Source organism: Kitasatospora sp. NPDC001261, from assembly GCF_042896795.1.
Lineage (GTDB): Bacteria > Actinomycetota > Actinomycetes > Streptomycetales > Streptomycetaceae > Kitasatospora.
On sequence record NZ_JBIAXP010000004.1, the window covers coordinates 358,014 to 380,921 of the forward strand.

General features: G+C 73.0%; 19 protein-coding genes. 9 read left to right on the top strand and 10 right to left on the bottom strand.

The window, feature by feature from the left end; translation table 11 throughout:
* Positions 1–51 precede the first annotated feature (51 nt).
* The gene (locus tag ACFY4B_RS08480; RefSeq protein WP_387966919.1) at positions 52–876 is read left to right on the top strand and encodes a phosphoenolpyruvate hydrolase family protein; all 825 of its coding nucleotides are present in this window, start codon (positions 52–54) and stop codon (positions 874–876) included.
* A 239-nt stretch (positions 877–1,115) separates the two neighbouring features.
* A complete protein-coding gene (locus ACFY4B_RS08485; RefSeq protein ID WP_387966920.1) occupies positions 1,116–1,925 on the top strand; it encodes an aminoglycoside 3'-phosphotransferase in 810 nt (269 codons plus the stop codon).
* 266 nt (positions 1,926–2,191) lie between these two features.
* Here ACFY4B_RS08485 and ACFY4B_RS08490 read toward each other — a convergent pair whose 3' ends face one another.
* Together ACFY4B_RS08490 and ACFY4B_RS08495 are read right to left on the bottom strand one after the other, a co-directional pair.
* Positions 2,192–3,382 (bottom strand): methyltransferase domain-containing protein, encoded by a 1,191-nt coding sequence (locus ACFY4B_RS08490; protein WP_387966921.1) that lies wholly within the window; start codon positions 3,380–3,382, stop codon positions 2,192–2,194.
* A complete protein-coding gene (locus ACFY4B_RS08495) occupies positions 3,379–3,549 on the bottom strand; it encodes a hypothetical protein (protein ID WP_375874852.1) in 171 nt (56 codons plus the stop codon). Before ACFY4B_RS08495 ends, ACFY4B_RS08490 begins: the two co-directional genes overlap by 4 nt.
* A 310-nt stretch (positions 3,550–3,859) precedes the next feature.
* Between ACFY4B_RS08495 and ACFY4B_RS08500 the strand changes: the two genes are divergently transcribed.
* From ACFY4B_RS08500 to ACFY4B_RS08510, 3 genes are read left to right on the top strand one after another with little or no spacing between them, the layout of a single operon-like run.
* A complete protein-coding gene (locus tag ACFY4B_RS08500) occupies positions 3,860–4,711 on the top strand; it encodes a helix-turn-helix domain-containing protein (protein WP_387966922.1) in 852 nt (283 codons plus the stop codon).
* 14 nt (positions 4,712–4,725) lie between these two features.
* Positions 4,726–5,295: a class IV adenylate cyclase gene (gene cyaB, locus ACFY4B_RS08505; protein ID WP_387966923.1), complete on the top strand. Its 570-nt coding sequence runs from the start codon at positions 4,726–4,728 to the stop codon at positions 5,293–5,295.
* A gap of 33 nt (positions 5,296–5,328) precedes the next feature.
* A complete protein-coding gene (locus ACFY4B_RS08510; RefSeq protein WP_387966924.1) occupies positions 5,329–5,910 on the top strand; it encodes an HD family hydrolase in 582 nt (193 codons plus the stop codon).
* Positions 5,911–5,983: 73 nt separating this feature from the next.
* Here the strand turns inward: ACFY4B_RS08510 and ACFY4B_RS08515 are convergent, their stop codons facing one another.
* The 4 genes from ACFY4B_RS08515 to mutA all read right to left on the bottom strand — a co-directional run bounded on the left by ACFY4B_RS08515 (position 5,984) and on the right by mutA (position 12,386).
* Complete coding sequence (locus ACFY4B_RS08515; RefSeq protein ID WP_387966925.1) at positions 5,984–7,066, bottom strand: hypothetical protein; 1,083 nt, start codon at positions 7,064–7,066, stop codon at positions 5,984–5,986.
* A gap of 236 nt (positions 7,067–7,302) precedes the next feature.
* On the bottom strand, positions 7,303–8,289 hold the full coding sequence (gene meaB / locus ACFY4B_RS08520; protein ID WP_387966926.1) for a methylmalonyl Co-A mutase-associated GTPase MeaB: 987 nt from the start codon (positions 8,287–8,289) through the stop codon (positions 7,303–7,305).
* Positions 8,290–8,301: 12 nt separating this feature from the next.
* Entirely contained in the window at positions 8,302–10,521 is a 2,220-nt protein-coding gene (gene scpA / locus ACFY4B_RS08525) for a methylmalonyl-CoA mutase (RefSeq protein ID WP_074002557.1), read from the bottom strand.
* Positions 10,518–12,386, bottom strand: a complete 1,869-nt coding sequence (mutA, locus tag ACFY4B_RS08530) for a methylmalonyl-CoA mutase small subunit (RefSeq protein ID WP_387966927.1) — start codon at positions 12,384–12,386, stop codon at positions 10,518–10,520. Before mutA ends, scpA begins: the two co-directional genes overlap by 4 nt.
* Positions 12,387–12,948: 562 nt before the next feature.
* Between mutA and ACFY4B_RS08535 the strand changes: the two genes are divergently transcribed.
* A complete protein-coding gene (locus ACFY4B_RS08535; RefSeq protein WP_074002559.1) occupies positions 12,949–14,034 on the top strand; it encodes a C40 family peptidase in 1,086 nt (361 codons plus the stop codon).
* Between the two features lie 86 nt (positions 14,035–14,120).
* Here ACFY4B_RS08535 and ACFY4B_RS08540 read toward each other — a convergent pair whose 3' ends face one another.
* The gene (locus ACFY4B_RS08540; protein WP_387966929.1) at positions 14,121–14,636 is read right to left on the bottom strand and encodes a MarR family winged helix-turn-helix transcriptional regulator; all 516 of its coding nucleotides are present in this window, start codon (positions 14,634–14,636) and stop codon (positions 14,121–14,123) included.
* Positions 14,637–14,691: 55 nt separating this feature from the next.
* Between ACFY4B_RS08540 and ACFY4B_RS08545 the strand changes: the two genes are divergently transcribed.
* From ACFY4B_RS08545 to ACFY4B_RS08555, 3 genes are all read left to right on the top strand, one after another.
* Entirely contained in the window at positions 14,692–15,768 is a 1,077-nt protein-coding gene (locus ACFY4B_RS08545; RefSeq protein ID WP_387966930.1) for an ABC transporter substrate-binding protein, read from the top strand.
* Between the two features lie 126 nt (positions 15,769–15,894).
* Positions 15,895–17,388, top strand: a complete 1,494-nt coding sequence (locus ACFY4B_RS08550; protein WP_387966931.1) for an APC family permease — start codon at positions 15,895–15,897, stop codon at positions 17,386–17,388.
* The gene (locus ACFY4B_RS08555) at positions 17,385–18,404 is read left to right on the top strand and encodes an acetamidase/formamidase family protein (protein ID WP_387966932.1); all 1,020 of its coding nucleotides are present in this window, start codon (positions 17,385–17,387) and stop codon (positions 18,402–18,404) included. Before ACFY4B_RS08550 ends, ACFY4B_RS08555 begins: the two co-directional genes overlap by 4 nt.
* Before the next feature lie 171 nt (positions 18,405–18,575).
* Here ACFY4B_RS08555 and ACFY4B_RS08560 read toward each other — a convergent pair whose 3' ends face one another.
* From ACFY4B_RS08560 to ACFY4B_RS08570, 3 genes are all read right to left on the bottom strand, one after another.
* Positions 18,576–18,944: a BlaI/MecI/CopY family transcriptional regulator gene (locus ACFY4B_RS08560; RefSeq protein WP_049650008.1), complete on the bottom strand. Its 369-nt coding sequence runs from the start codon at positions 18,942–18,944 to the stop codon at positions 18,576–18,578.
* Positions 18,945–19,159: 215 nt separating this feature from the next.
* Positions 19,160–21,901: an FtsX-like permease family protein gene (locus ACFY4B_RS08565; protein ID WP_387966933.1), complete on the bottom strand. Its 2,742-nt coding sequence runs from the start codon at positions 21,899–21,901 to the stop codon at positions 19,160–19,162.
* The gene (locus tag ACFY4B_RS08570) at positions 21,898–22,698 is read right to left on the bottom strand and encodes an ABC transporter ATP-binding protein (protein WP_117486990.1); all 801 of its coding nucleotides are present in this window, start codon (positions 22,696–22,698) and stop codon (positions 21,898–21,900) included. Before ACFY4B_RS08570 ends, ACFY4B_RS08565 begins: the two co-directional genes overlap by 4 nt.
* Positions 22,699–22,908 lie beyond the last annotated feature (210 nt).

Below are 22,908 nucleotides of genomic sequence, written 5' to 3' on the forward strand. Positions count from 1 at the left end.
CGTTGCCGTTACCCCCCACCGAACGACACCCACCGAACGAGGAGCCCACCCGTGAACCGCACCGAAGCCCTGGCCCGCCTGACCGCGCAGATCACCACCGGGAAGCCGGTCATCGGCGCCGGCTCCGGCACCGGCCTGTCCGCCAAGTGCGCGGAGGCCGGCGGCGTCGACCTGCTGATCATCTACAACTCGGGCCGCTACCGGATGGCCGGCCGCGGCTCGCTGGCGGGCCTGATGCCGTACGGCGACGCCAACGCCATCGTGCTGGAGATGGCGGGGGAGGTGCTCCCGGTGGTCCGCGAGGTGCCGGTGCTCGCCGGGGTGTGCGGCACCGACCCGTTCCGGATCATGGGCAACTTCCTGGACCAGCTGAAGGCCGTCGGCTTCACCGGGGTGCAGAACTTCCCCACGGTCGGACTGATCGACGGCACGTTCCGGGCGAACCTGGAGGAGACCGGGATGGGCTTCGGCCTGGAGGTCGACATGATCCGCCAGGCCCACGAGCGCGAACTGCTCACCGCCCCCTACGTGTTCGACCCGGAGCAGGCCGCCGACATGGCCCGGGCCGGCGCCGACGTGCTCGTCCCGCACGTCGGGCTCACCACCAAGGGCTCCATCGGCGCGGCCACCGCGCTCACCCTCGACCAGGCGGCGGCGGCCGTACAGGAGATGCATGACGCCGCGAAGCGGGTCAACCCGGAGATCATCGTGCTCTGCCACGGCGGCCCGATCGCCGAACCCGAGGACGCCCGCTACGTGCTGGAGCACACCACCGGGATCGCCGGGTTCTTCGGCGCCTCCTCGATGGAACGGCTGCCCACCGAACGCGCCATCACGGAGCAGGCCCGCGCGTTCAAGTCCCTGCCGCTCGGCTGAGACCGACGGGCGGTGGCCGGACGGCGGCGTACCCGGGAACGGGAGCGCCGCCGCCCCGCCCTCCCGGCGGCGGGAGATCCCGGCGGCAGGAAATCCCGGCGCCGGCGCGGTCCGCGTCCCGACCGACGACCGGTCGGTCGAGGACCTCGCCCAGGACATCCTCCGGGCCGCCGCCTGGTAGCGGCGGAACCCCGCAAAACGGTTGGCAGGCTGCCACCCGCCCCGGTGAGAATGGGCGGATGATCGCCGCCGCGCCCCAGGGCCCCGTCCAGCCGCCACCCGTCGTCACCGAGCTCGCGGCCGGACGGCCGGTACGGGCCGTCTGGGAGAACGAACTCGGCGGACTGACCTTCCAGCTCGGCCACGGCGACACCCGGCAGTTCGTGAAGTGGACGCCGGCCGGCAGCGGCAGCGGCATCGACCTCGCAGCGGAGGCGGTCCGCCTGCGCTGGGCCGCGAGGTTCGCCGTGGTGCCACCGGTCATCGGCGAGGGCGCCGACGAAACCGGATCCTGGCTCGTCACCCAGGGCCTGCCCGGCCGGTCGGCCGTGGACGACCACTGGAAGCGCGACCCCGCCACCGCCGTCCGCGCCATCGGCGCCGGCCTGCGGGCCCTCCACGACGCACTGCCCGTCGCGGACTGCCCCTTCGACTGGTCCGCCGAAACACGCCTGACGAACGCCCGGGCCAAGGCGGAAGCGGGCCGCACCGACCCGGCCGACTGGCCGGAGGAACTGCGCCACCACGGCACCGTCGAACGCGCCCTGGCCACCCTCGCCGACATCCCCCCGATCGACCACCTAGTCGTCTGCCACGGCGACGCCTGCGCCCCCAACACCCTGATCGGCGACGACGGCACCCACACCGGCCACGTCGACCTCGGCACCCTCGGCCTCGCCGACCGCTGGGCCGACCTCGCCATCGCCACCTGGAGCACCCAGTGGAACTACGGCCCGGGCTGGGAGCAGCCGCTGCTCGACGCCTACGGCATCGCCCCCGACCCGGAGCGGACCGCCTACTACCGGCTGCTGTGGGAACTGACGGACTGAGCCCCGCATCGGCCAGGAGGTAGCCGCTGCGATTCTCGAACAACCGGGGCCTGGCGAGATCCCGTACCGCATCCGCGCATGAGCGATAGGTGGTGGCCGTCCTCTCGGAGTGGCCGGACATGGTCGAGTTCCGGCTCACTGCCGTCCAGGCGGGCATCCGGCGCGTCCGGCTGCCACCGCAGCCGGACGCGCTCAACAGGTACCAACTGCTCCGGAACCCAGAGCCGAGGGGGCGCGCAGGGGTGTGCCCGGGAGCGGGTGCGGTCCTACCGCAAGGGCCACCCGTTCGCCGGGTCGTCGAGCCAGGCGGTGTGCCCCTCGGGCGTGACGGTCAAGCCGAACCGGTCCGGCCCGGGGCGGTCGTTGTCGAGCCACCAGCGGTGAGCGGCCTCGACCTCCTCCCAGAGCCGGCGCCGGCCGTGCTGCCACACCGTGTAGCGCTCGGTGTTCTCGTGGCCGTCCCAGTCGACGGCCGCCCAGGAGCCGCCGTCGGTCGTTGCCACCCAGAGGCGGGTCACCACGCCTTCGACCTCGGGGCCGTGGTGCCAGGCGTACCAGAGGTCGCCGAGGCGGTGGCCGAGGGCGAACTGGGTCTCGAAGGCGGAATCCGCGACAGCCCACGGGTCGAGGGCGGTCGTGGACTCGGTGGGCACGTGCTCGTCCAGGGCGACGTCCCGGAAGAGCCGGAGGTCGAGGCGCTGGGTACGCATCAGCATGAAGGCGCTGTCAGGGGAGTAACGGCCGTTGGCGGTCCCGTCGTCGCCGACGGTGAGGCGGAGCAGTCCGCCGTGACTCCAGTCGTCGCACCACGGGGTGAGGATGACTCCGCCAGGCCGGCTCTGGCGGATCCAAGCGTACGGAACCCGCCGTACCGAGCACGTGGCCACCACACGGTCGAATGGCGCTTGGACGCCCCAGCCGAGACCTCCGTCACCCCGGACCACGGTGGGGGCGTAGCCGGTGGCCTTGAGGTTGGAACGAGCGAGTTCGGCGAGGACGGGATCGATCTCGATCGTGGTCACGTTGGCGTCACCCAGCCGGTGGGACAGGAGAGCTGCGTTGAACCCGGTGCCCGTGCCGATTTCGAGGATTCTCATCCCCGGTTCGACGTCCAGGAGTTCGAGCATCCGGAAGACGATCGACGGGGCAGAAGCCGAGGAGGACGGAAGGGCGTCGGACGGGTCCTTCACCTCCTGCCCGTCGTTGATCTGCGTCACGACCGGCTCGTCCGCGTAGGCGGCGGCCAACCACCGGTCGGGCTCGCGTCCACGGTCGCACGGTGTGAGGGAGCCGCCGTCGGGCCCCAGCCAAATGTGGTCAGGGAGGAAACGGTGGCGCGGGGCCGCTTCGGCCGCCTTGCGCCACTCCGGGGCCACGTCGTGGCCGAGCTGGCGGGAAACAGTCTGCAGCAGGCCGGTCGTTCCGGCCTGCCGAAGACTCTTCTGGCTGGTGGTCACTTCTTGTCGTTGTCCTTGCCGTGCTTGCTGGTGGACTTTCCCGACTGGTGATCCTGGTTCTGCGGCGTCGTGTTGAAGTCCTTCTTGCCGGCGTGCTTGCCCTGACCGCCGTCGTTGGCGCCGCTGCCGCCGCCGGAGCTTCCGCCCTTGCCGAGGCCCCATCCCATGGGAATCTCCTACCTGGTCGTGGTGGTCGTCGTGGAGTCGCGGCCGGTCGGCCCGCTCACCGGCATGTCCGGCCCGGGGCCGGGAGGCGCCGGCGGCCTCGGGGGCTTGGGCTGTGGGGTGGTCATGTGTCCGCTCCTGTCGTTCGCCGCGTCCGCGTGTCATGGCCGTTCTGGGACTACCGGGTTCGATCCGGGTCGCCCTCGTCCGCACTGGCGGCCGCGCATCCAGAATCGCGTCACCGATCGCAGTCGGCGATATCCAGACGGTAATCTCACGGTGGAATGGATCGATTGACGAGGGGTTCGCCTCATGGGCACTGCGCTCGAACCGATCAGGCTGGCCGACCTCGTCTGGCAGAACGAGCAGGTGCGGTGCGCGCTGCGGGACCGCGATGTCGCCGCGCTGTTCCGCTATGTGCAGCACCACAGCGGCGCGAGTCAGGCCCGGTTGGCGGTTCAGGTGGGTATGACGCAAGGCCGGGTGAACGAGATCCTCAACGGCCGTCGGCTGGTGACGAAGCTGAACGTCTTCGAGCGGATCGCCGACGGGCTCAACCTTCCCGACGATGCGCGGCGGCTACTCGGGCTGGCACCACGGCCGGACGGCCGACGGGCGTCCGGATCAGCCTTTGATCTGGCAGCGTTCCCCGAGATCGTCCGTGTGTACGGCGACCAGGAATCGGCCTCCGCCGAGATCCAGTGTGCGGCGGGATCGGCAGCCGAACTCGACGTCCTGGCCGTGCGTGGCCTTGGTCTCCTCGCCCTGCGGGATTCCCTGTTGCGTCAGCACCTGCGCCGCGATGGCGGCCCCGCCCCCCGTCTGCGGGTGCTGCTCCTCGATCCGGAGTCGCCGGCTGCCGAGTTCCGTGCCGCCGAGATCGGAGAATCCACGGCTTCGCTGGCCGGAGGTATCCGACTGGCGGAGGCCCGGCTGCGGGAGCTGTCCGACTACGGACAGGTCGAGGTCTACCGGTACCGCACGATGCCTGTGTGGCGGATCATCCGGCTGGACCGCACCCTGTTCGTCGGAGCCTTCGACGCGGATTGGGAAGGGCACGAGTCGGCAACCTATAAGGTGCTGCCCACTCCGCACGGCCCCTTGTACCGGGGCTGGTGTCGGCAGTTCGATGCCATGGTGGACAGTGCCGAGCGTGTGATCTGAGGGAAGGCAGAGGGATGGCGATCGAAGCGGAGCTCAAGGCGATCGTGCGGGACCCGGAGGGCGTGCTCAAGCAGCTGGAGGAGCGGTACGGTTCCGGCCGGGCCGAGGTCTACCGGGACACGTACTATGACGCGCCGGACGGCAGTCTGATGGGCGCTGACCGGGAGCTGCGGATCCGTACCGTGCACAGCCAGGACGACACGCGCACCGTGCTGACGTACAAGGACGCCCGGGTGGACGAGGTGTCCGGGTCGAAGCCGGAGGCCGAGACCAGGGTCGCGGATGCCGACGCGATGCACGAGATCGTCCGAGGCCTCGGCTTCACCCCGCGAATCGCGTTCGAGAAGCGGTGCCGCAACTACAGCTTCCAGCAGGACGGGTGGCCTGTGCTGGCCACGCTCGTTCGCGTTCCGGAACTGGATGGCGCGACGTTCATCGAGGTGGAGACATCGGCTGCGACGGCGGCCGAACTCGCCCCCGCCCTCTCCCTGGTCCGTGCCGTACTCGGAGAACTCGGCATCAGCGAGGACGACTTGACCACCGAGTTGTACACCGATGCGGTTGCGGCGGCCCGGCCCGCGTAACGTCGGTCGTGGCGTGGATGAGAGGAGTCGGCAGTGACGGACGACCTGGGCTCGGTGGCGAGGTTCCTGTTCGAAGCCGGGACGCTCAAGCAGACCAAGCGCACGGGCTGGTGGATGGCCGGTGTCCGCGACCCCGAGTCGGTCGCCGAACACTCCTGGCGGACCGCGTTGATCGCCTCGGTCATCGCCAGGCTCGAAGGCGCCGATCCGGCGCAGGCCGCGTTCCTGGCGGTCTGGCACGACTCCCAGGAATCGCGCACCGGGGACGTCAACCACCTGGGCAAGAAGTACGCGCCGAGTGCGGATCCGGTGGCGGTGACGGCCGACCAAGTCGGGGGAATGCCGGACGTCCTGGCCTCGACCATCAGGGACCTCGTCGCGGAGTACGAGGCGAAGGAGTCGTTGGAGGCGGTCTGCGCCCGGGACGCGGACAAGCTGGAATGCCTGATCCAGGGCGTCGAGTACAAGGCGCAGGGCTACGCGAACGCGCAGCGGTGGATCGACAACAGCCGCGGCCGGCTCACCACGAAGACCGCGAACGACCTCGCCGATGCCGTCCTGGCGACCGACTCTCTCGACTGGCTGCGGGCCGCTCTCGGTGAGAAGCCGATGTGACGCGGTCAGCGGCGGGCTCCCTCCGGCCAGATCACCCCGACCGGGACGCCTTCATGATGCGGAGGCTCATGGCTCACGCGGCCTTCTGCCGCGCGACCTCGCGGGTGCGCTCCCGGAGTCGGCGCACCGTGCCGTTGGCGGCGTGGGCCGAGAGGGCGGTGTTCAGGGCGCGGAAGTGCTCGTCGCCGCGGACGGAGCTGAGCGTGACGTAGTCGTCCAGGAAGGTGTCCCAGGTGGCGCAGGCGGCTTCGACGTGGCCGAGTTCCATCTGCCGACGGGCGAGCAGGCCGTTGCCGTGCACGCGGCCCTGCTTCTCGTTGGCAGGACGGGCCCGGTTGGAGAGCTGGAGCTCCTTGACCGCCCCCGGGAGGTCGCCGAGTTCGTACAGCACGTGGGAGACGTGGAAGTGGTACGCGGTCTGGTCGTAGCCGCCGATGGAGTCGTTGCGGCCGTCGGCCTGGGCCAGCGCCGTCTCGGTCTCGGCGAGGCGTGCGAAGGCCTGGCGCCGGTCCTTCACCATGGCGGCGCCGTGCGCCTGTTGGCCGGCGAGGAAGGCCCGCAGGCGGGGGCCGGAGGCCGGAGCGGCCTCGGCGGCCGAGTCGGCGAGTTCGAGGGCTTTTGGACCGTAGCCGAGGTTGGAGGCCTGGAGTGCCATGCCGCGCAGGGTGCGGCAGTACGTCACGTGGTCCTGGGCCTCCCGCGCGAGCTTGAGGGCCTGGACGTAGTACTTCTGGCCGAGGCCGTGGGCGGTCTCGTACATCGCCATCCAGCCGGTGAGGTAGGTGAGATCGGCGGCGGCCGACAGCAGGTCGGCCTTCACCTGGGTCGTGCCGGACGCCTGGAGCCACGGCCCGACCGAGTTGACCAGGAACGCCGCAGCCATCGGGCGGGCATGGGCGGCACCGAGCTCGTCGAGGATTCCGGCGATCCGGTCGGTCACCGTCCGTACGGTCTGGACCTCGCCGTCGCCGACACGCACGGTTCGGCCCGCGGCGGCACGGGTGATCCGCTCGGGGCTCTCGTCGAACTCCGGCAGAGTCAGGGTCAGTGAGTAGAGACCGGCGGTCAGTACGCCACGGCGTGAGGGGTCCATGTCGGACCTGCCGATCGACCGTGCGGCGAGCTCGGGGTTGGGTGTGCGCGGTCGAGGGGTCATCGCGGTCCCGTCCTCTGTGCGACCGGTTCAACGGCTGCATCAGCATCTCCGGTTCTCCACGTCGATGTACCCGAGTTGACTCGTTGTCAGCCGTTCGGGCGACGGAAGAGGGCCAGAACGGGCCTGGCATGGCGTGGAGTTGTCGAGCTGCGACCGGATGGGATTCCCAGGAGAACCCGAGAAGCGCCGTGCCCCACGCGGGGGTGGGGCACGGCGCTCGGTCTGCGAGACCTCGGTCAGGCGAAGAAGGCGTCCAGGATCTGTTGGGCCGCCAGCCCCGCCGGGAGGGTGCCGGCGCGGACCTGGGTTTCCAACTCGGGGGTCAGGCGCCGTACTTCGGGGTTCTCGTGGAGGCGGGCGTAGAGCTGGTCGTGGACCATGGACCAGGTCCATTCGACCTGCTGGTCGCGGCGCTTCGCCGCCAGCGCGCCCGTGGCGTCCAGCACCTTGCGGTGCTGCTGCAGCCGCTCCCACAGGACGTCCAGGCCCGCGCCGTCGAGGCCGCTGCAGGTGAGCACCGGCGGCGTCCAGGCGGCGTCCGGGGTCTGCAACAGGCGTAGCGCGCCCGCGAGTTCGCGGGCCGCCGCCTTGGCGTCGCGCTCGTGCGGGCCGTCGGCCTTGTTGACGGCGATGACGTCCGCCAGCTCCAGGACGCCCTTCTTGATGCCCTGGAGCTGGTCGCCGGTCCGCGCCAGGCTGAGCAGCAGGAAGGTGTCGACCATCCCGGCCACCGTCGTCTCGGACTGGCCGACGCCGACCGTTTCGATGAGGACGACGTCGTACCCCGCCGCCTCCATCACCACCATGGACTCACGGGTGGCCTTGGCGACTCCGCCGAGGGTCCCCGAGGTCGGGGACGGCCGGACGAAGGCGGCAGGGTCGACGGCGAGGCGCTCCATCCGGGTCTTGTCACCCAGGATGGAGCCGCCCGTCCGGCTGGAGGTCGGGTCGACGGCGAGTACCGCGACCCGGTGGCCCTGGCCGGTCAGCATCGTCCCGAAGGCGTCGATGAAGGTCGACTTGCCGACGCCGGGAACGCCCGTGATGCCCACCCGGACCGCGCCGCCGGCGTGCGGCAGCAGCCGTTGGAGCAGCTGCTGCGCGAGTGAGCGGTGGTCGGGTCGGGAGGACTCGACGAGGGTGACGGCGCGCGCGATCCAGGCGCGCGAGCCGTCGAGTACGCCCGTCACATAGCTGTCGAGGTCGATCGTCCGCGGAGGCATGCGTTCAGGCAATCACAGCTCGTGGCCGAGGTCGGCCGCCAGGGACTTGAGCAGGTCGTACGCCGCGTCCGGGATGACCGTTCCCGGGGGGAAGACCGCCGCGGCGCCGGCCTCGTACAGGGCGTCGAAGTCCTGCGGCGGGATGACTCCGCCGACCACGATGGTGATGTCCTCCCGCCCCGCCGCGGCGAGTTCGGCGCGCAGCGCGGGCACCAGGGTGAGGTGTCCGGCGGCGAGCGAGGACACGCCGACGATGTGCACGTCGGCCTCGACGGCCTGGCGGGCGACCTCGGCCGGAGTCTGGAAGAGCGGGCCGACGTCCACCGTGAAGCCGAGGTCGGCGAAGGCGGTGGCGATCACCTTCTGGCCGCGGTCGTGGCCGTCCTGGCCCATCTTGGCGACCAGGATGCGCGGACGGCGGCCCTCGGCCTGCTCGAACCGCTCGACCAGGTCGCGGGTGCGCTGGAGGGAGGCCGACGGGCCCGCTTCGTCTCGGTACACACCGGAGATGGTACGGATCTGGCCGGAGTGGCGGCCGTAGACCTTCTCCAGGGCGTCGGAGATCTCGCCGACGGTGGCCTTGGCCCGGGCCGCGTTGACGGCCAGGTGCAGCAGGTTGCCGTCCAGTGAGCCGCCGCGCTGCGGGCCGGCCTCGGCGGCGGCCGTCAGCGCGCGCAGCGCGTCCTGGCACGCGGCCTCGTCGCGTTCGGCGCGCAGCCGGCGCAGCTTCTCGACCTGCCGTGCCCGCACCGAGGAGTTGTCGACCTTGAGCACGTCGATCTGCTCGTCGTTCTCCACCCGGTACTTGTTGACGCCGATCACCGGCTGGCGGCCGGAGTCGATCCGCGCCTGGGTGCGGGCGGCGGCCTCCTCGACGCGCAGCTTGGGGATGCCCGCGTCGATGGCCTTGGCCATGCCGCCGGCCGCCTCGACCTCCTGGATGTGCTCCCAGGCCCTCGACGCGAGGTCGTGGGTCAGCTTCTCGACGTAGGCGGAGCCGCCCCACGGGTCGATCACCCGGCAGGTGCCCGACTCCTGCTGGAGCAGCAGCTGGGTGTTGCGGGCGATCCGGGCGGAGAAGTCGGTGGGCAGGGCGAGGGCCTCGTCCAGGGCGTTGGTGTGCAGCGACTGGGTGTGGCCCTGGGTCGCGGCCATCGCCTCCACGCAGGTGCGGGTGACGTTGTTGAACACGTCCTGGGCGGTGAGCGACCAGCCCGAGGTCTGCGAATGGGTGCGCAGCGACAGGGACTTGGGGTTCTTGGGGTCGAACTGCTTGACCAGCTTGGCCCAGAGCAGCCGGGCCGCGCGCAGCTTGGCGACCTCCATGAAGAAGTTCATGCCGATCGCCCAGAAGAACGACAGCCGCGGCGCGAAGGCGTCCACGTCCAGGCCCACGTCCAGGCCCGCGCGCAGGTACTCCACCCCGTCGGCCAGGGTGTAGGCCAGCTCCAGGTCGGCCGTCGCACCGGCCTCCTGGATGTGGTAACCGGAGATGGAGATCGAGTTGTACCGGGGCATCTTCTGCGAGGTGTACGCGAAGATGTCCGAGATGATCCGCATCGACGGCTGCGGCGGGTAGATGTAGGTGTTGCGGACCATGAACTCCTTGAGGATGTCGTTCTGGATGGTCCCGGCGAGCTTCTCCGGTGGTACTCCCTGCTCCTCGGCCGCGACGATGTACAGCGCGAGGACGGGCAGCACGGCGCCGTTCATGGTCATCGACACGGACATCTTGTCCAGCGGGATGCCGTCGAAGAGTTGGCGCATGTCGTAGATCGAGTCGATCGCCACGCCCGCCATGCCGACGTCGCCGGTGACCCGCGGGTGGTCGCTGTCGTAGCCGCGGTGGGTCGGCAGGTCGAAGGCGACGGACAGGCCCTTCTGGCCGGCCGCGAGGTTGCGGCGGTAGAAGGCGTTGGACTCCTCGGCGGTGGAGAAGCCCGCGTACTGGCGGACGGTCCAGGGCTGGTTGACGTACATGGTCGGGTACGGCCCGCGCAGGTACGGGGCGATGCCCGGGTAGGTCTCCAGGAAGTCCAGCCCGGCGAGGTCGGCCCCGGTGTACAGCGGCTTGACGCCGATGCCCTCGGGGGTGTCCCAGAGCAGCTCGTCGACGTCCTTGCCGGTGGACTGGCGCCAGGCGGCCCGCCACTGCTCGTCGGTGACGCCAGGGCCGCCCGTGAGGCTGCCGCCGGCGCCGTCCAGCCCGATTCCGGTGAAGTCGGGGATCATCGAGCGGCTCCGATCTGGTCCAGCAGGGAGGTCAGGACGGCGACCGCGTCGCCCCCCGCGAAGATGAACTCGTCCACGCCGTCGGGTACTTCGGCGGGTCGCCCGGCGAGCAGCACCCGTTCGGCGCCGGCCGCCTTCAGGGCGCCGGCGACCGGGGCGGCGTGCTCGGCGTACAGCGCGTCGCTGGAGCAGAGGCAGGCGACGGTCGCGCCGGAGGCCCGGAAGGCCTCGGCGAAGGCCGCCGGGTCGACGGACTCGGCCGAGACCGTCGCGATGCCGCCCGCCTGGAAGAGGTTGGCGGCGAAGGTGGTGCGCGCGGTGTGCGCGGAGGCGGTGCCGATCGAGGCGAGGAAGAGGTTCGGGCGGGCGCCGTGCGCGGCGGCGTGGGCGTCCGAGCGGTCCCGCAGCGCCTCGTAGGCCTCGGCGCGGCGCACCCGCGGCAGCCCGCCGCCGGGTGCGGCCGGGGCCGGTTCGCGGACCAGCGGCTGCTCGTCCAGGTGCGGGAACTCGCTGACGCCGGTGACGGGTTCGCGCCGCTTGGCGAGCCGTACCGAGCGCTCGGCCCAGGTCGCGGCGATCCGCTCGCCGACGAGGCCGGACTCCAGGGCGGCCTGCTGTCCGCCGGCCCGCTCGATCTCCTGGAACCAGGCCCAGGCGGTCCGGGCCAGCTCCTCGCTCAGCTGCTCGACGTACCAGGAGCCGCCGGCCGGGTCGATCACCCGGGCCAGGTGGGACTCCTCCAGCAGGATCGCCTGGGTGTTGCGGGCGATCCGGCGGGCGAAGGCGTCCGGCAGGCCGAGTGCGCTGTCGAAGGGCAGCACGGTGACGGCGTCCGCGCCGCCGACCCCGGCGGCCAGGCAGGCGATCGTGGTGCGCAGCATGTTCACCCACGGGTCGCGGGCGGTCATCATCACCCGGGAGGTGACGGCGTGCTGGCGCTGCGCCGAGGCGGCCGCACCGGCCCCCGAGACCTCGGCGACCCGGGCCCAGAGGCGGCGCGCGGCACGGAACTTGGCGATGGTGAGGAACTGGTCGCCGTCGGCGGCGTAGCGGAACTCCAGCTGGCCGAGCGCGTCGTCGACCGGGAGGCCGGCGGCGGTCAGCGCGCGCAGGTAGGCGACGCCGGTGGCCAGCGAGCAGCCCAGTTCCTGGGCGGGGGAGGCGCCCGCCTCGTGGTACGGCAGGGCGTCCACCGTGAGCGCCCGCAGGCCCGGGTACCCGGCGGCGCAGCGGGCGGCCAGCGCGGTGGCCTCGGCGAGCAGTGCCCCGGTGCGGTCGGTCCGGCCGGTGCGGGCCTGGAGGCCGAGCGGGTCGGCGCCGAGGTTGCCGGCGGCGGCGCCGGGGGAGACCTCGCGCTCCTCGTACAGGTTGAACAACTGCTCGGCGGCGTCGGTGAATTCGGCGCCGGCGTCGAGCGCCACGGCGGCCAGGTCCAGGTACACGCCGGTGAGCGCCTCGGGCAGGGCGTCCACGGGGAGGCCCGCGCCGCCCAGCTCCAGCCAGAGCGAGCTCACGCCGTGCTCCAGGTCGGCCAGGACGGCCTCGTTGGCGCGCCGGCGGTCCGGGTCGGCGTGCCGCTGGCGGACGTCCCAGCCGGCCACGGCGGAGCCCTGCGGCCGGCCGCCGCGCACGAACGGCGGGAAGCCCGGGTAGCCCGGGTCGGCGTCGGTGTCCTCGGCGGTGTACAGGGGGCGTGCGCTCAGCCCGTCCTGGAGCCGGGTGGTGAGCGCCTGCTCGGCGGCGGGACCGTCCTCGGGCTGGGCACCGGACTTGCGCAGCACGCCCTGGACGAGCTGCTGCCACTGCTCTCGGTGCGCGGCCGGGAACTCGGCAGCGAGGGGGAGCCCTTCGGGCGGGACCTTCATGTGCGCAGGTTAGCGCCCGTGCGCGGGGCTGCAGGAGAGGAATCTCATGTGACCTTTCCCTCGGTTCGGCCGCTCGCGAGCACTCTCCGGGGCGGGGGGTGCCATGGCGTGCGGGGACGGCTGGCACCCGCGGCCGATAGGGGTGTCGGCAGGGGGTCGGAGGTCAGGGGGTCGGAGGCGCCGGGTGGGGTCGTCCGGGGTGTCCGCGGAGGCGGGCGGCGCGGTCATCCGAGCGCGTCGTCCGGGGGGCGTCCGGGCCGTCGTCGGTGATCCGACCGGCGGTCGTCGGGTGGTGGGAGGTGTCCGCGGTGTCCGGAGGTGTCCGAGGTCAACGCCGATGGCACGGAACGCGATCGATGTCCTGTCATGCTGTCAAAACGTCATGATCAGGGGGATTGCGGAACCCGGCCCCTCATCTATTAAGTTACTTCGAAGAAGGTGGGCGGGGCAGCACCCCCCCGTTGCTCGTCCTGCCCGCCTTCGTCGTCCCCAGGCACCGGCCGAGCCGTCCCCCCGCTCCGCCCGGACCGTCCCGAGATTCCCCCGAAGGAGAGCGACCGCCATGGGAAAGCGCCGCAAGCCCAGCCCCCCGAGCCGGGCCCGCATGGCGGTCCTCACCACGGCCATGGCGGCCGGCGGCGCGGTCCTCGCCTCCGGTACCGCCCACGCCGAGCCGACCCCGAACCTCGCCACCGTCAAGGAGCAGGTCGACCAGCTCAACGAGGACGCCGAGCAGGCGATCGAGAAGTACAACGGCTTCCAGGCGAAGCAGCAGAAGCTCCAGGGCGAGGCCAACCAGATCCAGGAGAAGGTCGTCCGGGGCCAGGAGGCGATGAACGAGCTGCGGACCCGGCTCGGCGCGGTCGCCGCCGACCAGTACCGCACCAACGGCATCGACCCGTCGGTCCAACTGATGCTCGACTCCGACCCGGCCGCCTACCTGGAGCGCGCCTCGGTGCAGAACCAGGTGTCCGACTCCCAGGCGAGTCTGCTCAAGCAGGCCCAGGACGAGCAGCGCAAGCTCGACCAGGACCGCGCCGAGGCCACCGCCACCCTGGCCGCGCTCGACTCGGTGGGCACGCAGCTGGCGGAGCAGAAGAAGGACATCCAGACCAAGCTGGCCCAGGCCCAGGGGATGCTGAACAAGCTCAGCGCCGAGGACCGCGCCAAGATCAACGCCCAGCAGAACGCGGAGAAGGCCAAGGCCGAGGCCCAGCAGGCCGCCGCCGCGGCGGCCAAGGACCGCGCCTCCCGCTCCAGCGACCGCCCGGACATGAACGCCCCGGTGCCGTCGGCCAGCGGCCGGGCCGGCGCCATCATCGCGTTCGCCCAGGCCCAGCTCGGCAAGCCCTACGGCTGGGGCAAGACCGGCCCCGCGACCTTCGACTGCTCCGGCCTCACCAGCCAGGCCTACCGCGCGGCGGGCGTCACCATCTCCCGGACGTCCGAGGAGCAGTGGAAGGACGGCCCGCACGTCGACCGTGCCAACCTCCAGCCCGGTGACCTGGTGTTCTTCTATGACGACCTGCACCACGTCGGCCTGTACATCGGCGACGGCAAGATGATCCACGCCCCGTACACGGGCAAGAACATCGAGGTCCTGCCGATCTCCGTGATGCCCTACAAGGGCGCCGTCCGCCCGGCCTGACCGCGTCCGATCGCGCGCCGCGACGGCCCGCTCCCGCTTCGGCGGGGGCGGGCCGTCGTCGTGTGCCTGAGGCGGGGCCGGGCCGGTCAGAGCGCGGCGAGCCGCCGCAGCACGTGCGCCGGGTCGGTGAGGCCGCAGGCCCGGCGCACGGCGGCGTCGTGGGCGGCGGCGAGGGCGTCCAGCCGGGTCAGCCGGGTGCGGCCCTGGCGGGAGAGGTGGGCGGTGATCCGACGGCGGTCCTGGTCGTCCTGGCGCCGGTAGACCCAGCCGGAGTCGGCCAGCGAGTCCACCAGCCGGCTCAGGCTCGCCTGCGGGATCAGCAGGGCCTGGGCCAGCTCGCCCATCGCGTGCCCCCGGTCGTCCGCGAGGACGCGCAGCAGCCGCCACTGGTCGACGGTGCAGTCCTCCTCGGCGAGGGCGGCGGCGAGGCCGCCGGAGAGCCTGCGGTGGGCCAGCGTGACCAGCTCGACCAGCAGCGGCTCCGGGGCGGCCGGGGGGCGCGCCGCGGCGCCGACGGTCTGCTCGGCGGCCGGGGCGGCGGTCCGGGTGGCGGGATCGCCGGGACGGCCGTCGACCCCCGGTGCGGCACCAGCTGCGGTCATCGGACCCTCCCGTTCCGGCCTTCCCCGATATCGGCGGTACGACGATACTCGCACCGTGAGCATCGAGGTGAGGGTGATCGATCCGCTCGATGCGCTGCACTCGGCTCGGGACGGGGCGGCGTTCCGGGTGGGCCTCGTCGTGCCGCAGTCCGGCCCGCTCGGGCTCACCGGCCCGTCCGCGCTGGACGGCGCGCTGCTCGCCGCACACGAGGTCAACGCGGGCGGCGGGGTCCTCGGCCGCCCGCTGGAGCTGGTGCTGGTGGACGGCGGCGGCGCGCCGGGCCCGGTCGCCGGGGAGGTGCGGCGCCTGCTGGACGCCGGGGCGCTGGACGCGCTCGCCGGGTGCCACACCAGTGATGTGCACCGGGCGGTCGAGACCGTTGCCGCGGGCCGTCTCGCGTACGTCTTCACCCCGCCGCACGAGGGCGGCTCCCGGCTGCCCGGCGTGCTCTGCACCGGCATCGATCCGTCCCGCCAATTCGGCCCGGCGATCCAGGAGTTGACGGACCGTCACGGGATCGGCCGGTGGGCGCTGATCGGCAACGACTACATCTGGCCGCGCTCCGTCCACCGGGCTGCCGAGGGGCTCGCGGCGCGGGCCGGCGCCCGGGTGGTGCTGGAGCGGCGGGTCCCCTTCGGGGCGGTCGAGGAGGCGCTCGACCCGCTGCTGGACGCGCTGCGTTCGGCCCGCGCGGACGCCCTGCTGCTCAGTCTGATCGGGCGCGACCTGGTGCAGTTCAACCGGGCGCTGCGGCGCAGCGGGCTGGACCGCGGGCTGGTGCGGCTCTCCGGCTCCCTGGAGGAGAACGGCCTGCTCGCGCTCGGCGGCGACGACACCGGGACGCTGTACGCGGCGATGCCCTCCTTCGCGACGCTGGCCGAGGAGCGCCGGCAGCGCCTCGCCGAGCGGCACCGGGCCCTGTGCGGTCCGTGGGCGCCGGTCCTGGACGCCTACGCGGTGGGCCTGTACGAGGGCCTGCGCCTGCTCGCCGACCTGGCGGCCCGTCGGGCCCTGGCCCCGGACGGCCTGCTGGCGGCCGCGGGCCGGCTGCTGCACGGCGGGGCCGCGGGCCGGGCGCCGATCCACCTCGCCCGGGCCGAGGGCCTCGGCTTCGCCGTCCTGCCCCGGTAGGTCAAGCCGGCTCCGGGTACTCCGTTCTCGTCAGGTGGAATGTCGGAACGAAACCCTTCCATCTGGAAATAGTTCCCTCTACAGTCTCCCCACACCCCCTCAGGGTCGTCACGGAGAGAGAGCACCATGGCCGACACACCCGCACCCCAGGGCATCGAGAGCTACGGCTACCAGCAGGAACTGCGCCGTTCGCTCGGCTTCACCGACCTGCTCGTCTACGGGCTGGTGTTCATGGTGCCGATCGCACCGTTCGGCATCTTCGGCGGCGTCTTCCAGGGCTCCGGCGGCATGGTCGCCCTGGCCTACGTCCTCGGCATGGTGGCGATGATGTTCACCGCCCTGTCGTACGCCCAGATGTCCCGGGCCTTCCCGATGGCCGGCTCGGTCTACACCTACGCGGGCCGTGGCATCGCCGCCCCGGTCGGCTTCCTGTCCGGCTGGATGATCCTGCTCGACTACGTGCTGGTGCCCGGGCTGCTGTACCTGATCGCCGGTGTCGCGATGAACTCGCTGGTGCCGTCGATCCCGGTCTGGCTCTGGCTGATCGGCTTCGTGCTGCTCAACACCGTGGTCAACTACCTGGGCATCGAGACCACCAACCGGGTCAACAAGGCGATGCTGATCGGCGAACTCGTCGTGCTGGCCCTGTTCGTGGTGGTCGGCGTGATCGCCCTGGCCAACGGCAAGGGCCGGGGCTTCGACTTCACACCGCTGTACAACGGGCACACCTTCTCGTGGAGCCTGGCCTTCGGGGCGGTCTCGATCGCGGTGCTCAGCTTCCTGGGCTTCGACGGCATCTCCACCCTCTCGGAGGAGAACCGGGACTCCGCCAAGGCCATCGGCCGGTCCATGGTCGCCGCGCTGCTGCTCGCGGGCACACTGTTCATCGTGCAGACCTGGGTCGCCTCGCTGCTGGTCGCCGACCCCGACGCGCTGATCCGGGACGGCGACCCGAACGGCACCGCCTTCTACGACGCGGCCCGCACCGCCGCCGGCGGCTGGCTCGCCACACTGACCGCCGCCTCCACCGCCGTGGCCTGGGGCTTCGCCAACTCGCTGGTCGCCCAGGCGGCCACCTCCCGGCTGCTGTACGCGATGGCCCGCGACCGCCAGCTGCCCGCCTTCCTGGCCCGGATCCACCCCACCCGCCGGGTGCCGGTCAACGCGACCCTGCTGACCGCCGGGATCTCGCTGGTGCTCGGCCTCTACACGGCCTCGCGCGAGGACGGCATCACCCTGCTGAGCACCCTGGTCAACTTCGGCGCGCTGACCACCTTCCTGGTCCTGCACGTCGCCGTGGTCGTCCACTACCTGGTCCGCAAGCGCAGCAAGGACTACTGGCGGCACCTGATCGCCCCGGCGCTCGGCTTCGCGATCCTCGCGTACGTGGTGGTCAACGCCAACATCGCCGCCCAGCGGCTCGGGTTCGTCTGGCTGCTCGTCGGCGGGATCGTGCTCGCCGGGCTGGTGGCGACCGGGCGCAGGCCCCGGCTGGCCGTCGCCGAGACCGATGCCGAGGCCGCCGCCACCGGTGCCACGGCCGGGAACGCCACCACCACGACCACCACTGCCGCGAACAGCACCGCCATGAACAGCACCCCCGCCGAGGAGAAGCAGTGAGCCTGCCCGAGACCGTCCGGCTGTCCCCGACCCCGGAGGACTACGCCTACACCTTCGGCGGCCGCGCCCCGCTGGTCACCGTCCAGCCGGGCACCGTCGTCGAGTTGACCACCGAGGACTGCTTCGGCGGCAAGGTGCGCGGCACCGGGGACCTGCCCAGCCAGGTGTGCGTCTTCCCCTACCTCAACCCGGTCACCGGCCCGATCGCGGTGGCGGGCGCCGAGCCCGGGGACGTCCTCGCGGTGCACTTCGCGGAGATCACCCCGGCCCGGGAGTACGGCGTCTCCAGCACCTTCCCGCACTTCGGCGCGCTGACCGCGACCCACGCCACCGCGATGCTGCACGCGCCGCTGGAGGAGCGGGTCTGGGTCTACGAGCTGGACGCCAAGGCGGGCGTCTGCCGGTTCCGGGCCCGCAACAGCGGGTTCACGGTGGACCTGCCGCTCGACCCGATGCACGGCACGGTCGGTGTCGCCCCGGCGGCCGGCGAGGTGCTGGCCTCGATCACCCCGGGCGCGCACGGCGGCAACCTGGACACCCCCGAGATGCGGGTCGGCACCACCGCCTACTTCCGGGTCAACGTCGAGGGCGGCCTGCTCGCCATCGGTGACGGCCACGCCCGCCAGGGCGAGGGCGAGGTGTGCGGCACGGCGGTGGAGGCGGCGATGCGCACCACCGTGATCGTCGACCTGGTCAAGGGCGGGGGACCGGCCTGGCCCCGGCTGGAGAACGACGACTTCCTGATCAGCACCGGCTCCGCCCGTCCGCTGGAGGACGCGTTCCGGATCAGCCAGCACGACCTGGTCGGCTGGACCGGCGAACTGCTCGGCCTGGACCAGCTGGACGCCTACCAGCTGGTCAGCCAGGCCGGCTTGGCCCCGGCGGCGAACGTCTGCGACACCAACTACACGATGGTCGCCAAGCTGCCGAAGACCCTGCTCGGCCGGGCCCGCGCCTACGACGGGCTGCACGACCGGCTGCGCCGGACGGCGGAGGCGTACCTGCGGCACCGCTGACGACGAGGCGCCGCCGGCAACGCGGGCCCGGCCGCGCGGGTTCAGGCGCGCGGGTCAAGGCCACGGCAAATCCCACGAACCCCCACCCCCCACCCCCACCCGGGGCCCGTCGGCACCCCCACGCCGACGGGCCCACGGGGGCGTGTTCGGGGACGGATCCGAGCGCGAGGACTACCCGGCCTCCCGGGACCTCGCGTGTTCGAGGGCGGCGAGCAGGGCCGAGGCCTCCGCCCCGCTGATCCGGTCGACGAAGTGGAGCAGCGCGCCCGCCCGGTCGGGGGTGGTCTCCAGCGCCCGGTGCATCAGCCGGGCGGTGTACTCCTCGCGGGTGCAGCTCGGCCGGTACACCCAGGCGCGGCCGACCTTGTCGCGGCGCAGCCAGCCCTTGGTGTGCAGGATGTCCGCGACCGTGGTGACGGTGGTGTACGCGACGGCCCGGTCCCGCTGGAGGTCGTCGACCACCTCGCGCACCGTGGCGGGCCGGTCCCAGGACCAGAACCGGTCCATGATCTCGGCCTCCAGGTCCCCGAACCCCCGCAGCACCGCCCTCTACTCCCTCTGCTCCCTCGCCGAACCGGACGCCGACGCCCTTGGCCCGCCGGATCGCGGCCCATGGTACGGCGAGCGCCGGGCGCCCGCCCCCGGGTGAGGGGGACGGACGCCCGGCGCGTAGCGGTCGGTGCCCGGGTGGTGCCCAAGCGGTGTCAGCCGGTGGTCGGTACGTGTGCAAGACGTGTCCGAGGCCGACGGGGCCGTCAGGACAGCCGCCGCCCGAGCGGGATGCGGGAGCGGGTGAGCAGCGCCGCGAGCAGCCCCGCGACCACCGGCAGCACCAGCACGATCAGCAGCAGCTCGCCCCAGGGCGCGGTGATCAGCGCCGGTTTGGCCCCGAACCCGCTGGCCCGGGACTTCAGCAGCCCCACCGCCGGCACGAACCCGTTGACCGCCCCGAGCAGCGCGCCCAGCAGGGCGATCAGGGTGCACTGGAGTCCCGCCATGCTCCGCCGGATCCGCGGCGGCGCGCCGACCGCGGCCAGGGTGGCCTGGTCCTGCCGGGAGTCGGCGGCTGCCAGGCCGGTGGCGATCCCGGCCGCGCCGAGCACGACCAGCGCGGCGAAGCCGGTGAGCGCCAGGCTGAGCGCGTCGCCCGTGGGCTGGTAGCCGCGCTCCACCTCCAGGGTGGCGAAGCGGTCCAGCCGGACGGCGGCCGCCGCGGCGCGCTGCTGGGCCTTGCGGTCGGGCGGCGTGGCGGGCAGCCAGACCGAGCCGGACGGCCGGGACGTGAGCCCGAGCGCGGGCAGCGCGGAGGGCAGCGCCAGGCCCTGGGCGAAGTCGGCGGCGGCCGGGTTGTCGACCAGCACCGCGTCGACCGGAACCTCCTGGACGTCCGGCTTGGGCACCTCGCCGGGCTGCAGCGGAGCGCCGCCCCCGCCGCGCAGGACCATCACGGCCTTGCCGTCGGCGCCCACCAGGGACCGGTCGAAGACCAGCAACTTACCGGCGGCCAGCGCCTGTTCGGCGGCCGGGTCGTGGACGGCGAACAGGTTGTGCAGCACGGTGACGTCACCGGCGGCGATGTGCGGCGGCGAGCCCAGGCCGCGGCGCTCCGGCGGGCCCTGGAGCTGGACGACGCTGGAGCAGTTGTCGCAGAAGCGGTACTCCACCTGGCCGAGGTCGCCGCGCGGGCCGAGCCCGGACAGCTGCTTCTCCAGCTCGGCCCGCTCCTCGGTGAGCCGGGGCCCGTCGACGTACGTCATCAACTGGACGGCGCCGTACGGGGCCTGCGGCCGGTAGTCGCGCCGGTCCTCGGCCTCGGTGCTGGTGGAGTAGACGCCGATGGCGACGGCGCCGGCCACCGCGGCCATCACCGCGGCCACCGCCGGAGCGGTGCGCGAGCGGTGCCGGGCGGCGTCGCGCAGCGCCAGCCGGGGGCCGAGCGGCAGCCGCCCGGCGGCCCGGCCGATCAGGGCGACCAGCATCGGGGTGCACAGCAGCAGGCCGATCTCGGCGGTCACCGAGCCGCCCAGCACGGTGAGCGTACGGGTGTCGTAGCCGCCCGCGCCCGGCTGGTCGCGCTTCACGGCGCCCGCGCCGTACATCGCGAGCACGGCGCCGAGGACGAGCAGTCCCAGGCCGGCGAAGGTGACCAGCCGGCTGGGGGCGCGGACGGTGTCCCGGCCGGTCAGCCCGGCGGTGACGCTGCGCCGGGCGGCCTGCAGCGCGGGCAGCGCGGCGGCGAGCAGCGCGGTGAACAGGCCGATCCCGGCGATCGCGAGGAGGTCCAGCGGCGGCACGGCGAAGTGGCCGAAGCGCACGCCGCCGAACTGCTCGATCCGCGGCCGCAGCAGGGCGACCACCGCGGTGCCGAGCACCACGCCGACCACCGCCCCGGTCGCGCCGAGGACGACGCCGCCGCCGAGCACCACCGCGCCGACGTGGGCCCGGCTCCCGCCGGCCGCGCCGAGCAGGGCGAGCTGGCGGCGGGAGCGGCGGGCGCCGACCGCGAAGGCGGGCCCGGCGAGCAGCGCGATCTCCAGCAGCGCCATGCCGCTGACGACGGCGACGACCATCTTGGTGTTGTTGGCGGCCGTCGGGTCGTGGTAGCGGTACGCGTCGCGGTAGTAGGGGACGGCCTGCTCGGGCGGCGGAGCGATCGCCACCGAGCGCGCGGTCAGGGTGTAGCCGTGGGCGTTGAACCGCTGGACGGCGGCCCAGTCGAGGGAGGCCCCGGACGGCAGTCGGACCAGCCAGCCGGACCGGGTGGCCGAGGGCTTCTCCGCGACGGGCCCGCCGGCCGCCAGCGCGGTGTTCAGCGGCTCGATCAACTCGCCGGGCCGGGCGACGAGTTCGACCCGTCCCAGCTCGCTCGGGTGCTCCACCACACCGGTGATGGTGTAGGTGGTGCGCTCCAGGCCCTGGAGGGTGGTGGTGGCGCCGGTCTTGAGCCCGGAGCGGTCCAGGAAGGCCCGGGTGACGGCGACTTCGTGCGGGGCGCTCGGGGCGCGGCCCTCGACCAGGTCGAGCCGGCCGCGCCAGATCGGGTCGCCGAGGTCGGCCTCGGTGGTGAGGGTGCGGACCAGGCCCTCGGGCGAGTCCGCGCCGGCCTCCGGCCCGGGCCGGGCCGGGGTGAGCGCGCTGCCGGGCGGCAGCAGCGCGGCGACCAGGGCGGCCGGGTCGGTGCTCGCGCCCTTCTCCTGCTCGGCCGTCGGCTTGTCGCCGGGGCGGGCCGGGACGGTGAAGGCGCCGTCCTCGGCGATCGGGGCCTGCTCGACCGGTGTGCCCGGGGCGAGCGAGGTGACCAGGGCGTCCGCGCCGCCCACCACCCGCTCGACCCGTTCGGCCGGGGTCAGCTGCCCGCTGCGGTGGACCACGTCGGCGCCGGTGACGCCGAGCACGGGCAGCGCGATCATGGCGGCGATCAGCGCGCTGCGGCCCTTGGCGCGCAGCGCGTCGCGGCGGGCGATGCGCAGGGCGACCCGCCAGGCTCCGAACCTCACTGCGCCACCTCGCCGACCGCACCGGAGGGGTGCACCGCGGCGAGGCGGGCGGAGGAGCGGCGGCCGGGGGCCTCCGAGGCGACCGCGCCGTCCCGCAGGTGGACCACCCGGTCCGCCCAACTGGCGTGGGCCGCCTCATGGGTGACCATCATCGCGGCGGCGCCGGCGTCGCAGCGGGCGCGCAGCACGGCGAGCACCGCCTCGCCGGTGGCCGAGTCGAGGGCCCCGGTGGGCTCGTCGGCGAGCACCAGCCGGCGCTCGCCGATCAGGGCGCGGGCGATGGCGACGCGCTGCTGCTGGCCGCCGGACATGTCGTCGGGGAAGCGGTCGGCGAGCTCGCCGATGCCCAGCTCCTCCAGCGCGGCCAGTGCCTCCCGGCGGGCCCGGCGGCCCGGGACGCCGTCGAGTTCGCGCGGCAGCGAGATGTTCTCGGCGGCGGTCAGGGCCGGGATCAGGTTGTAGTCCTGGAACACGTACCCGATCGAGCGCCGCCGGAGGTCGGCGAGCCGGCCGCGGCCGAGGCCGCCGAGGGCGACCCCCTCCACCAGCACCTCACCGTCGCTGGGCTGGTCCAGCCCGCCGGCCAGGGTCAGCAGGGTGGACTTCCCGGAGCCGGACGGGCCCATGACGGCGACGAACTCGCCCGGGTGGACGGCCAGGTCGATGCCGCGCAGGGCGTGCACCTCGGCGGCGCCCCGCCCGTGCACGCGGGTGACGTTGGCCAGGCGCAGGACGGGTGCGGGCCGGTTCGGATCGGTGTGGGACACACTTCCCCCTCGTGAGCTGCTCAACTGCATATGTCGGTGAACTATATATGTCGGAGGACGTGACGCAAGGCGGGCCGGTTCCCGGGCGGCGGTGATCGGGTTCGGTCAAACTTCTACAAAGCTGTCGAGGAAGAGCGGGAAACCCCTGCCCCGGTCGTTCGGAGGCGGTCTATGCTCGGGACGGCTCACGGCTCCGGAGGCGCCCGAGACCCCCGATGCGCCGACGCGCCGTCACGTTGT